We start from the raw sequence: 13,761 nt of genomic DNA on the forward strand, positions 1-13,761 counted from the left end.
CATCGCAAAGAAACTGGAGGCCGATTTCTTCTTCGCCCACCCCTATTCCTCTTGGGAAAGGGGACTCAACGAATACACCAACAAGCTTATCAGGCAGTATATACCGAAAAAGCAGCCCTTTGAACAATTCAATGAACAGGATATCAGAAAGATACAGCACAAAATCAATGCAAGGCCAAGAAAAAAACTAGATTACCAAAACCCCAAGAGCATTTTTTATGCTACCTTAGACCAAAATGTTGCATTGGTGAGTTGAATCTACCGTGACGTACAAATCAGTTTTCGATATAAATAATATGCGATAGGAATGCTATATTTGCTCGGGCTTATGTCATTAAAGGCTATCCTGAACCTATAAAAAAAGGATGTTTTTTAATGGAAGATGATATGATAAGAAATTCCGTTCAATAAACTGCATCGATCATGTGTGTTTCTGTTTTTTTAGCCTTTGTTTTCAGTTATGGTTTTGCCCAAGATCTTCCTCATTCGTCTCATACGGATTCTTTGTACGAGCAAGCTTTTGCATTAATTAGCGCCGATACTATGAAGGCCGATTCCTTGATTGAAAAAGCCATGCACCTTAGCCAGGTACGTAAAGATACTTTAGGCATAATCGACGGATATTATTACAAAGGCTGTCTTTTGGATCATCAAAGCCATTTGGATAGCGCGATAATATATCTAGAACAATCTAGGGCGGGCTATGAACGTCTAAAGGTATATAATACCAATTTGGCCAATAATTATGGCCGGTTGGGACTTTTGTACGATAAGAAAAACCAATATAAACTCGGCTTAGAAGCGTTGTTGAAAGGGCTTTCCATTGCAGTGGAAAATAAGCAAAACTTATCTGTTATCAGACTAAACAATGTGCTCGCAATGCATCACAATGATTATACGGGCAATTATAAGCAGGCTATAGCGCATTTAAACAAGGCGGAAGAGATGGCCATTAAGGAGAAAGAAAGCATGTTGTTAGGCCATATTTACCTGCAATATAGCTTGAGCTATAACCTGCTAAAAAATCTGAATGAGGCACTTTCCTATACCAAAAAATCGGCTCAAGCCTTTCAAAAAGTAAAGAGTAAATACAATCTGGCAAGGGTATGGCTTACGCAGGCTGGCATCTTCGAGAAAATGGATGATGTAAGGTCATTGGACTCAGTTATGGACAAGCTAAGGCCTGTAATGACCGACTACACGGCCAATTTGCAATTAATGGCCAAGTATGAGGAATACCGTGCCGTGTCGTTTTATATGAAAAAAGAGTACCAAAACGCTTTAGAACGGGCATTGGCGTGTGAGAAATATATGCGTCTTGGTGGGCAGGACCGGGATGAGCAGACAATCCGTCCCATGTTGATCAAGCTATATTACCTTTTGGGTATGCGTGAGCAAGGTGATTCGTTGTTCACGAGGTATAGCACGGTCAATGACAGTGTGTTTTCGCAACATGCCATTGCTAGCGATACCGAAATGCGCAGTAAATACAATGCCGAACAGCAGGAGAAGGAAATTGAGTTGCAACGATTGGCGATTAAAAATGCTAGTATTGTCCGCACTGCCCTGATAGGTGCCGGTATTTTTCTTCTGATACTGGCTGCTTTTTTTCTCCTTAGGGCTAAGGAGAAAGAACGTGCAAGTGCTGTGCTGACCCTGAAAAACGAAGAAATCGAACGCAAGAACGAGCTATTGGTCAAGATAAACGCACAAAATGAGACCCTTCTGCGGGAGATCCATCACCGTGTGAAAAACAACCTGCAAATGATTACCAGTCTGTTCAACATGCAGTCGCGACGGACACATAGCCCCGAAGCACTCAGTGCGCTCAACGAAGGCAGGAGTCGTCTCAAGAGCATAGCCCTTATTCACAATAAATTATATCAGCAAGACAGGCTGAACAGGGTGAATGTACAAGAATATATTCAGCAATTGAGTGATTATTTGCTGGGACTATATCAGGGAGACGAGTCGAAGATTGCCGTTGAAGTAGCTGCAGAAAAGATCGAATTGGATGTAGACACGGCAGTGCCTCTGGGGTTGATCGTTACCGAGCTTTTTACCAATTCGCTGAAATATGCCTTTACGAAGCATGAAGAAGGGATTATCAAGATAAAGATAGATCATCAAGACGAAGGGTATTGCATGGAGTTTTCCGATTCGGGAGAAGGTATTCCGGCAGATGTCGACCCTGTACATAGCAATACGCTTGGATTGCGCCTGGTGCGAGACCTTACGCAACAATTGTCCGGAGTTTTCCAGTATAAAAACGAAGGAAAAGCCGTGTTTTTCGTTCGTTTTAAGGAACAAATTGTATGAAAGATTTTTCTGTACTTATTGTTGAAGATGAGATGATTATCGCTAATGATTTGCGAGACATTCTTGAAATACTTGGTTATCAGGTTTGTGGTGTCGCCAGATCCTACGAAGAGGCCGTTGTAGCAGTCAATAGTGAAGCTCCTAACATGATTTTATTGGATGTCATGATCAGCGGGAACAAGACGGGAATAGATGTAGCCAATTATTTGAACGAACATAAACCAATACCTTTTATTTATATTACGTCGTATACAGATCAACTCACCCTCAAGCAAGCATTCCACACCAAACCATTGGGCTATCTCGCAAAACCCTTTGAGCTTAAGGATGTGAAGGTGGCTATGGCCATGGCCATTGATAAGAGCGAAAACGCAGATGAATTCCTTTTGTTACCGGATGGGAAAAAGAAGATAAAAATATCTATTAATGAAGTCTACTATGCTGAGGCGGACGGCAATTATACCTTTATACGGATGAAAGGCAGGTCCCATTGCCTAAGAAAAACATTGAAAGACACCCTCGTCTATTTACCGGTAGAAAGAGGCTTCGTCCGGATTCATAAATCCTATGTCGTAAATCTTTTTCAAGTGAGAAAGATAGGTGCACATGAAGTGGTCATGGCCAATGAGACTGTTCTACCGGTAGGTCGTGCCTATGCCCAAGAGCTAGACCACCTTAAATAGAAATGTCGCTATCATCTTTCTCCTTGTGATGTTGTTCATGTACAACAATCGGTTGTTTGCATGCGCTATTCTTTAAGGTTTTTATATTTCTGTTTATTTGCTATCTTATTGATATCTAAATGGCTATGGGCAAGTAAGCGGTGCTTTCTTGTTTTGCAAACACAACGTAAACTATGGAAACAACAGCCCAATCGATTTCTTTTTTGAGCAATTTCAAGGAAAACAAAGAATTGATCGCTGAAATTCTGGAACTGACCTTACCAAGTTATGTTTCGAATGCGCAATTGATAGACCGCGAGATTATGCATAACAGGGACATCTACCTCATTCGATCTGATGAGGGGGAGTTGTTGGCCTTTTTTATGGTCAATTTTGAGTCCCTCGGTTCGGAGGAGACCTTTTACCTGGGCCTGAGTGCCTGCCGGGAAGAGCATAAAAGTAGAGGTTTGGTAAAGTCCTTGTATATGAAGTTTCTGGAAGATTGTCGCAGCAAAGAGAGGCTTCATGAGAAGAAATATTTGCTTTGGTGGACTACCGCAACACCAGTGGTGTATTACTGGTTCAATAAACATGTGGCTCGTGTTCAGCCCGATATGGATGGCGCATATGATGAGCTAGGGAAGCATTATGCCATCAAGATCATAGGCGAAAAATTTCGTCATATCGTCGTCGATGAGGTACATCCATTTATATTAAGAAAGGTCGCTGAGGAAACCAATTATTCCGAGCAGGAGAAGATGCGATTGAAAGAGGTGGCCAATAGGTTGAATTTTGATATCTTCGATCGTTTTTTACTGGACGAAGCAGGGGGTGACCGGTTCTTGATGATTGGCTACGCACCGGATAATGTATAGCAATAGATGGCTAATGTATTTCTACATCTTTGAGTAAGCTGATAGCTAGCGCATCTACCCACATCGCAAACTGACTGCCCTTTTGCATCACCATATAAGGATGACGATTGATCAAGCCTTTGCTATGATGGGTTGACTTGCCATGCCCTTGACGATCATCATGGCATGCCCAATTCATCAGGCAAGTAACCTTCCTAACATCATAATCGAGTGTGTTTGTCAGTATCTGGCACAAGTTTTCCCATTCCTGTTGGTCATGGTCTACAGGTTCGCCAAGCAATTGCAGGGCTTGATGCCTTATATTCCTAAACGGACTTGTTTTAAAAGCGTGGGCTACTAGATTATCACCGGTCAAATGATGATAATGTTCCAACACCAATTGCTTAAGGTAGGGCCCCACGACATTGGGGTCATGCATGAGTATATCCTTTAGGCGCTGAGCAACGGTAAAATGATGTATAGGGAAAATCTTTTTCAATTTGCTTTCCTGCTGGTCAAAGGGAAGTGGCTCCAATAGAGGCAGAACTAGCTCTTTCAGGCTATCGTCCAAAACAGCATCCAACAACTCCAGAGCAAAAAAATGGTTTTCCTCGTTCTGTCCTTTTACCGAAAGGATGTCATAGGCAACTTGGATGTTCCTTGCCGACTCGGCACTATACACCTTCAATAACAAAAAAAGCAGTTGTCGCAAAGCACGAAGGAGGTGGTTTATCTCGTTCATGAGCGTGCTATCATTCAAATATTGTAGATCTCGTTTTGTGCTTAGCGTCCATGCCATTTCCGTACAGATCTGTTCACATAGTGTGGCAATGCGGAAACGAAAAGCTTCATCTATAGCCATGTTGGATTGGTTGGCAGTTCTGGTCAAGATTATTCTAAGCGAAAGATCCGATGCATTCCAATAGGTGTCAAAGGAATGGATATTCCATTGAAATGCCGTTTGCCCGATATATTTTAGCGTGCTGAGCCGTGAGAAAAAAGAAGGCATTCTATAATAGGACTGTTCCAATTTATGAAGCAAGGTGTCGTTGTTTGAGGAAAAATGATGGTCCTGTGCAATCGCGGGCAAATAGCAGCGAATGGCTTCTGTTAGCTCATTTTGTTGATGGGCCAAATGGAATGCCTCTTGCAATTTTTCTCCTAGATTCGAAGAAAAAAACAGGTCGGTCAAAGGAGGAACGGAAGAAGTAAGCGCCCGCTCTTTATGTGGTCTTAGCGTAGTCAGATAGACTTCAAGTTTTCCTTTATAATGTTTATAGAGCTTGAGGGTTGCCCCGGCCCATAGGACACTGGTGAGAAAACAGATAAGTGCCACATAGGATAGAAAGTCTAATAGATTGTCATGTGCTATTACATTGGATAGCAATAATAAGATTACTCCAGCCAAAATGGCGCTAATCTGGTTAAGAATACCCTCAATGTTGGCTTCAATCTGCAGACGTTCCAATGGCCCGGTAGCCTGATAGATAACTTTTGTGGCTGGCGTCGTGATTGCCCTTCTTATTACGCGTTCGCACCATTTGGCAATGAAGACAAAAGCAATCAGAAATATGGGGTTATGCCATCCTAGGCCACTACCAGCGGCAAAACCAAAGGAGAGAAGCAGCGAAATGGGTAATAGCAATATGGCAAATTTAATGCCTTTGGCAAGGATGATACTTCCCGAAAGTAAGGAAAAAAGCAACTCTCCAAATTTCACTATACTAAAGAAAACGGCCAATATGGTAGTTATAGCTATTCCGGTATGTTCCGATAGCATACCAACGGATAGCAAATAGCTATAGTCCGTGAAGTAGATCGCTCCTACCGAGATGATGGTGACTACACCAATAGCGATATAAAAGCGGTCGTTTAGAAAGAAAGATAGGTCTATTCTCTTTCCATAGCTGCTTCTCGTTTTATGGCCCTTGAGCTGTTCGGGTTGACGTGCATGTAGTAGTATTAAGGGAATATAGCTCATTAGCACAAATAGCGCGGACATGGGAAAGAGGTAATAAATATGATCGAGCCATAAGATAATGAACGGAGTGGTCAGATAGGCGATTATGGACGCAATGATCTCGCCCGAGCTTACGACAGCCAGTAGGCGTTTGCTTTGCGAAAGGTTGAACAGCTTGGCGCAGATGGCAAAGAAATTAAGCGAGAAGATGACCGTGATGGGCATATTGAAAACAAAGCCAAGGTAGGCAAGATACAAGTGAGCTTCTTTGTGACTATCGTAGGTAAGATAGCACGCAAACATCAAAAGGGATACCAAACAGAAGATGATGATATTCTCGGTATAGTTGCGTAAGATCGTGTTTTTCTGCTGCCGAAGCTGATATATCTTCAACAAGAAAAAGCCCACCGTGCCCGATAGAATATAGGCTATCGGAAGGCTATTGATGTCCGTATTGCTGATAAGAAAAGTATTGACCGCCACGAAATAGTAAGACAACGAACAGCCTGTAATGAGCGATAGCAGGAACAGGAGTGCAAACGATCTTTTTTCATCGGCACTTCGAAACAATCGGTTGGCATAACTATTCCATGTTTTCATATACGCTAATTTCCGACATTGAACAGCAACTTGGCCATAATTACCCTGCCCATTTGTGGTACTCTGGAACTTTGTATCCCGCTAGCCGCCCTTACGCCTGGCGAATAGTAGAATCTATCCGTAAGGTTTGTCCCCGATAGCTGCAGGCTTGCCTGGCGGAGCATTTTATAGGTAAGACTTCCGTTAATTAAGAGATATCCAGGAGTTTTGGTGTATGGACTGGCACTGATGGTCGTATTTGACCCAACAGGCTTATCTCCTACGAAGTTTGCCCGCAGATTGACGTTCAGCTTGTCTTCCATCAGTGACAGGTTGATGCCCACATTTGCCGATAGGTCGGCTATGTCCCCTACTCGGATCTTTCTTTCCGCTCCATCTACGTTTCTAATGCTCTTGGGATTTGCCCAAGTTGCGTTAGCATATAGGTCTATTTGTTTGTTAAATTCATATTGTCCGGAAAGTTGGATGCCCTGGAGATGCGATTGACCAATAGCTTGATATTGGGTAGTACTGATACCCATCGTATCCACATTTACCGTGCCCAGGATATTGTTATAGGAAGCATTGTAGTAAGCGATTTCCAGGGAAGTTTTGCTTGAGAGCAGGTACCTGGCAGACAATTCCCTGTTTTTTACCCTTTCTGGTTCCAGTGTGGGGTTGTTGATGAGACGGGCAGACGATATGGCAAATTTATTGTACACGGAAGCATCTAGAAAGGCTTCTGAATAAATAGCCTTAAAGATAAAGCGTCCGGGATAATAGATGGCTGTTACCCTCGGATTGAATACCGATCCATAGCCATAAATGCTATTGATTCTATTGTTATCTAGTCGTCCACCGGCGGAGATGTTCAATTTTTTGGCTTCGTTTTGATAGCTCAGTTGTCCATACACCCCTAAATCGAGAATGGAGTAGTAGTTGCCTCCAGCAATGCTGTCACTTGCCACCCCATGGGTGATGGGATCAGGGACAGTGGCGTTGACATAATCGCCCTGCAACAAGCCGTTCCTGATCTCAACGCCCATATTGAGGTCCATTTTTTCATTGATAGTATAATTGAACCTGTTCTCCATACGGAATTGCTTGGATTGTTGGGAGTAGTAATTGGGACGAAAATAGGGCATGTCGCCTTGCATTAGATCTACGAAACCAAGCCCACCATTTGCAAATCCATAATACCTGGTGGTGACGGTGTTTTTCCCGAAGTCACTTGTTCTGAAATAGGTGAAGTGGGAGAAAGAGAGGCGATTGAAGAGGTTGCGATCATATCGAACATAATAATTGTGCTGTCTTACCTCCCACTTGGAGAGGTCGGAATTGAGCGCATAATAGAGATCGGTATAGTCTGGCCCCGCGCCTTCAGACCAATATTGGTAATCCAGTCCTATTTTGATATCTCCAAAATTTACTTTGGCAGAGATGTAATTGTCGTTAACGATATCGCTAAATTTATGGCTGAAGTTGCCATAGCCTTGATGGTAAAGCGATTGATCTAATGAATCGGCAAGGGATATGGCCCTGGCCGTCGGGACCAGTAGAGAACCATCTGCGCTGGTAGTGAACAATTCCCCCTGCGGGTCATAGGTAGCGTATTGCGCCGCCAGTTCTGGCGAATAGTTGGCGGAGAATCTGTTGAAGTAGTTGTTTGCGCCAAAATAATCTGACTGCCATTGTCCGTCCCAATCGGGAAATGAGGAAAGATCTGTGTCGTGCCCCTTAAATCGGCGCGCGGTGATGGCCACGAAGAGGTCTTTGTTCTTTGCACTGAACGTGGCGTCGCCAAAATGATTTCCACCATTGGCAATGCCTGCCTGTCCCGTGAGCAGATACCTGCTTTTTTCATCATTGCTCGGCTGATTTATGGCATCTTGGTCAAAATAATCCTCAGCGGTTTTGGTGATGACATTCACCACTCCAGTGAAGGCATTGGCACCGTAAATGGTGGAGGCGGGACCATATATAATCTCCACTCGTTTTATGTTGCTCAGTGGGTATTGCCTGGATATGAACGCCGCGTTGGACCACATCTCATTGTTCTCCACCCCATCAATTAACAACAAGGTACGGTCTGTATTGGCGGCCGATCGATAACCTCGTTGGTACATCACGGCATAGGAAAGTCCCGATGTGAGCGAGATGTCAAAGCCTGGAATATCGTTGAACAATTGCTGTAGATCGGTGTATCCTCGTTTAATGATATCCTCGTCACTGATAATCTGCATGGTGGCAGGTGCCAGCTCGATGCGTTCTGCTTTCTTCGATACCGAGGAGGTGAGGTTGGCCCTCATGCGCGATCGAACATGACCTACAGCGGTACGAAATCGATCCGGGTCTCGTATATCTGCCTCAAAATTGTTCTTTAGCAGTAGCAGTTGTACAATATGTTTGTCGGCCATTTCTATAGAGTCCATGGCTAGGTAAGACATGGAGATGAGCCGAAATGCCTGGACCTTTTCATCGAAGTTCATGGCTTTGCTGTCCAGGCAGCCCCTAAGCAGTCGGATTCCTTCCTCAAACCTACCTATTTCATAAAGCCGTTCCGCATCGCCTATGGACATAGGACCGCATTCTTGTCCAAAGCCCTTTACTAGGAGACCAAAAAGCAAACATATCGTATAAACATATTTCCTGATCATTATTGACGTATATTGTTGCTTAGAGATACCGACAAAATAACTTCCCGATTTTCTTCTGGAAACTTCACCAAAGTTGTGCGAACGGCCATAGCAGAGGCAAACTTTGGTGAAGTTTTTAAGCTTCGAATTAGGGAAGTTATTTTGTCAAGATTACTTAGACGCAGTTCATTAAAAAGACTAGCCATATTCGTATAATAGCCTATGATGTTCCTGTCCTCACTGCAGGAATAAATATTGCTGCCATTCGCCGTATAGGCTATTCCGTACACCCATTGATTATGTCCTTTGATAGACAATACGTTTTCAGTCGTGTTCCTGGTCGTGATCAGATGGTTGAAGTCCCACAATTTGACGGTCTGGTCGCTACTGGCTGTCGCTAATTGTACATGATCATGGCGACCCGGCCGGAATTGTATGTCATTAATGGCCGAAGCATGCAGATTGAGAAATATCGGATTGCTATCCTTTTTGATGTTCTTCACCCAAAGGCGGCCGTCGGTACAGCCAGCCAACAGGTAAGTCTCCGATGGATCGATGGCAATGCTGCTGATTCTTGCTTTTATCTCGTACATGGCCTTTGGTGTATCTGGTATGTCCTGGCCTTTTTCATAATAAAATATTTTATTGCTGGTGGACAGGAAAACGCCCTCCTTGGTTGTGGTCAGATCGGTTAGGTTATTGGTAGGAGTGTAAGTTTGCTGTACGATTCCAGTAGGTGTGCTTTGGAAGGAGGCTACGCCAGCATTGCTAATGGCAATTAGCTTACCGTCTGGTGAGTAAACAACAGCCTTGCCAATTCCCTGTATTTTGCTCCGATATTTTTCCTGTAATGCGCCTGTTTTCTTTTGCAATTGGTAGGTGATAATCGTTCCACTGGCTGTGATTACGGTGAAGTCGTTGGTCGCTTGCATAGGCACTATGGAACGGATATCTTCGCGTAGGTTCTGGCTGTTTAGCATGGTGAGCCGTCCATTGTTGGTTTGCGAAATGATCAATCTGCCCGATTCGTCTCCAGATATAATGAGTTGAGCGTCAGTATGAAAAACAATGGATTTTATAGGGGCTTGGTGTCTGCTGAAGCGATTTTCAAATTGGATTTGATTTTCCCAGTTTTTGTAAAGTGCAGCGTAGATGTCATTGTCTTGCTCTGCACCTTGATTGTTCTTGTTTAAGGTGTAGGCCTGTAGGGCCATTTGCTTGCTTTCATCATAGAGATGTTCATCCAATTTTACCAAAGCCTCGTAGGCGAGATTATGGGCAAGGGCCAAATCTTTGAGCCTGGAGGAAAGCTGTGTTTGCTCCTTGGCTATTTGTTCGTTCTGCTGGGCCAGGCCTGTTTGGCGTTGTGCTATTTCTTGTTGCTGTTGGGCCAGTCTGGCATTTCTCTCGGCAACGCTTCGCTGATCGAATGCGTATAGCCGTTGTTCATCGGCAATGTTTTTTTGCGCAAGAGCCTCTTTCTCCTTGCTTTCGGCCCGTTTGGTCTCTTCCAGTGCAAATTCCTTTTGAATGAGCGCTTGCTCCTTGTTCTCCTCTGCAATCTGTTGTTGCCGTAGCGCTTCTTCGCGCTGTTCCAGGGCCTCTTTTCCCCTGTTTTCAGCTATAGCCGTCTGCCTATTGGCCTCGTTGCGCAGCTCAAAAGAATAAATGGCAAGGAATATGGCAGCCAAGGCTATCAGGGAAATAATTCCTACCGTTCGGCGTGCGCGAAATAATTTTTGTTTCTGAAGTTTCTCCTTATGTTCTATCTCGAGGATATATTGTTGCTTGCTATGTTCCAGAAACAGCATGGCCTTTTCGTACAGTTCATTATACCTGCTAGCCCACACCTTGTTTGGCTTGTGTTCTTCTTGCCACTTGAGGGCCAGTTGCAATTCTGGACCGCTCAGCAGTGCGCCGCTTCCTATTTCATAGTGTTGTGCAGATTCGCATAGGCGAAGATAGATTTGTCTAGACTCGTTTTCATCTTCAACCCAGGCAATAAGTCGTTCCCATACCCGCATTAGGCTTTCGTGGGAGATGTCTATAATGGTATCGGGTGCAAGCGGGACGATATAGGGCGGCATAAGAAAAGCCCTTCCGTTTTTTCTGAAAACCTCTATGACGTGAATCAGCTCGTCAATGGAGCATTCGGCCAGTGCGGCAATTTCCTTCAACTCCCTGGGCCGTCTGATGCCTGCACTGTTGATACCCTTGTCGGTGAGTGCCTTGAACATGATTTGGCAAATATGACGTTGCTGATCGTCACCCAATTCGCCATAGGCCTCTTCGGCGTGTAAGGAGAGGGCTTGCTGCATGGTACCTATGCGTTCATAATCGTCTACGTCAATAGGTGGTGGATCCTGTTCATTCGCTTCGCTCGAGTACCACAGGTCCCAGGTTCTCATGAGGGCATGTTGCAGTATCGGTAATTGGTCGGGGTTGTCCCCCATATCGTTGAGCAATAAGTTGAGCAACCTGTTGCTGATGTGGCCTCCAGCCACGGCAATTGGGCCACTTATGGCTTCCTTGCGTTCATCTCGGGTCATTCTGGGCACCAAGTATTGACCTTGGTTGATGGCTTCTGGAAGCCCCCTGAATTCGGTACATTCGCCCAAGAAATCCGAACGCATGGTTAGCACCACATAAATGGGGTACTGACTTTGGTTGACGGCTTGCAGCAATAGGTTGACAAAGGCTATTGAATCTCGCTTGCCCGCGCCTGCCTGTTTTTCGTACTGGCTAAAACGGAAGATTTCTTCAAATTGGTCTACTAATATCAGCAGGTTTTGGCTATGGTCTATACCCGATTGCCTATAGGCTTCTATCAGGCCATTGCCACTTCGCCGCAAGGTGCTTTCATTGATGGCCGCAAAAGTAAGATAGTCTTCATCGGGCATTTCGTCGTACAGCATACCTCCCTGCGCAAGCGCCTTGGCCAGGTTTCCTATGGGATCATTGCCTGGACGGAAGGAGCATATCTTCCAGCGAGAACCAGATCCAGACATGAAGCCGCTATGTAAGGCAGGGATTAAACCCGATTTTACCAAAGATGATTTCCCGCTTCCTGAAGAGCCTACTACGGCTAGGAAGCGAACTATTCTGAGCTTCTTCAGCAATTCGTCTATCTGTTTCTCCCTTCCAAAGAAGATAATGTCCTCGTGCTCTTCAAAAGCACGGAGACCTGGAAACGGATTTATGTATGACGCTGTATCACTGTTCATGTCCTTGCTCTATAGTTTGGATAATAACTGTTTCAACTGTTGCTCTGGAAGTCCTGATAATCCATTTATAACTTCGGCTCCCAAGCTTCTGAGGCGCGTCTTGGCCGTACTTTCGGGCGGTGCCACGTAGATGGCCTTCAGGGCTATAGGGCTTGTTCTTCCATATCCGTTGATTTTCATGAAATCGCGCATTTTCGACCGTAGCCAAAATTCACTGGCATCTTTGTAGAAGATAATTGCCCCTTTGCATGTCTTCAGGTTTTCGATATGGTCTTCCCTGATGACCGACTCATCTCCCTCAAACATGGGGATGACCACCTCAAATCCCTGGTCGAAAAGAAAATCTTCCAAAGGAGCTATGGCTTCCACATCCTGCATATCACAAATGAGGTAGATAAGCTTTGCCTCGCTATCTACAGGCGTTGCGGGCTGCGAAAGGACTTCCTTTTCCTTGATGAAGCGAAGCTTGTCCATCACCACTGCCTTAAAATCTTCCAACGTACTTTGTACCAAGTCGGCTCCGACGATACCATCTGCCCCCCTATTCAGCCTGTTTATGAAGGCCATCTGCCTTTCATCGTGGGGGTCGCATCCTTCTGGGATCCATATCAGCCTAGAGATATTGGTGGTGGCACTGTGCGCTGACGCGATTTCGTTTTGAATCTCCACGATAGACTTTTGGCTTCCTTCGGGTACTACGCCGTAATTTTCGCCGATCAAATGAATGGAAAGGGTCGATTCTCCCAGGTATTTTTTGACGCTCTCGTGCAATGGGGGAGCCATCAGCGGAAGCTGCTTGTCTGGAAATATTTGGTACCCGAAATCTTGCAGTTCTCTCTTGAGGCTGTCTCTGAACTCTTGCGTGTCATAACTGGATTCTGCTAAGAATACCTTGGTTTTCTGTGATACGGTAGACTTTAGAGCGTTGGGTTGGGAAGAGGTGCTAACGGCTATGGGTTCACTCAAACTCTCCAAAAAGGCACAGATATCGTGAGCCAGATCGTCCAGTTTTTCCCAATAGGCCATTTCGCTCTGTTGCCCAAAAGCTTGGTTATATTCTTTTATCCGGCCAGTGGACGGGTCTACATGGTAAAACTCATAGCCGAGCACGTTTTGGATTTTTTCCGGATGTTGTTCTATTCGGACAGGCGTTTTAATTATCTTAAAGATTCTTGCTCTGTTGTTTATATTAAATCCAATATTCTGTTGACATTTCTCGTAAAACTCATCTACCTCCCTGAGGCACCATTCCGACTTCACATACCGGGGAGTCAGAATGGAGATCATGATCGCCACTTCATGGAATTGATCGAGTATCTGCTGGTCGAATAGGTGGTTACCCTGCAAGGCGGGGTCGCGCCATATTACCGGTCGTCTCCCAAGCAGCTGTGCCAGACGGATATCTAGCGCCCGATGAAACTCGGAGATCCAACCTTTTTGATTGACAATCAACGATTCGTCATCTATATGGGCATAACTGATAAAGAGATCTGTTTTGAATGTCATGGCACAAAAATGTTTGGCTGT

At 44.7% G+C, this 13,761-nt stretch carries 8 protein-coding genes; 4 read left to right on the forward strand and 4 right to left on the reverse strand.

The window, feature by feature from the left end:
* The 4 genes from A37S_RS24145 to A37S_RS0109170 all read left to right on the forward strand — a co-directional run.
* The coding region (locus A37S_RS24145; protein WP_036601995.1) for an IS30 family transposase at nt 1–256 on the forward strand (256 nt) is incomplete at its 5' end.
* 287 nt (nt 257–543) lie between these two features.
* On the forward strand, nt 544–2,319 hold the full coding sequence (locus A37S_RS0109160) for a sensor histidine kinase (protein WP_028296729.1): 1,776 nt from the start codon (nt 544–546) through the stop codon (nt 2,317–2,319).
* Nucleotides 2,316–3,002 carry a LytR/AlgR family response regulator transcription factor gene (locus A37S_RS0109165; protein WP_028296730.1) on the forward strand — a complete coding sequence of 229 codons (687 nt, stop codon included), beginning with the start codon at nt 2,316–2,318 and terminating at the stop codon, nt 3,000–3,002. The genes A37S_RS0109160 and A37S_RS0109165 overlap by 4 nt, the downstream gene beginning before the upstream one ends.
* Before the next feature lie 173 nt (nt 3,003–3,175).
* Complete coding sequence (locus A37S_RS0109170; protein ID WP_028296731.1) at nt 3,176–3,856, forward strand: hypothetical protein; 681 nt, start codon at nt 3,176–3,178, stop codon at nt 3,854–3,856.
* A gap of 10 nt (nt 3,857–3,866) precedes the next feature.
* Here A37S_RS0109170 and A37S_RS0109175 read toward each other — a convergent pair whose 3' ends face one another.
* Genes A37S_RS0109175 through A37S_RS0109190 form a run of 4 tightly spaced genes read right to left on the reverse strand, consistent with a single transcriptional unit; the run spans nt 3,867 to nt 13,740 of the window.
* Nucleotides 3,867–6,395, reverse strand: coding sequence for an MFS transporter (locus tag A37S_RS0109175; RefSeq protein ID WP_028296732.1), 2,529 nt, complete (start codon nt 6,393–6,395; stop codon nt 3,867–3,869).
* A gap of 5 nt (nt 6,396–6,400) precedes the next feature.
* Nucleotides 6,401–9,031 (reverse strand): TonB-dependent receptor plug domain-containing protein, encoded by a 2,631-nt coding sequence (locus tag A37S_RS0109180; protein WP_028296733.1) that lies wholly within the window; start codon nt 9,029–9,031, stop codon nt 6,401–6,403.
* A complete protein-coding gene (locus tag A37S_RS24150) occupies nt 9,031–12,234 on the reverse strand; it encodes an nSTAND1 domain-containing NTPase (RefSeq protein WP_051292932.1) in 3,204 nt (1,067 codons plus the stop codon). Before A37S_RS24150 ends, A37S_RS0109180 begins: the two co-directional genes overlap by 1 nt.
* Before the next feature lie 9 nt (nt 12,235–12,243).
* A complete protein-coding gene (locus A37S_RS0109190) occupies nt 12,244–13,740 on the reverse strand; it encodes a toll/interleukin-1 receptor domain-containing protein (RefSeq protein ID WP_028296734.1) in 1,497 nt (498 codons plus the stop codon).
* Between the last annotated feature and the right edge of the window lie 21 nt (nt 13,741–13,761).

It is taken from the genome of Olivibacter sitiensis DSM 17696 (assembly GCF_000427965.1).
Taxonomy (GTDB): Bacteria; Bacteroidota; Bacteroidia; order Sphingobacteriales; family Sphingobacteriaceae; genus Olivibacter; species Olivibacter sitiensis.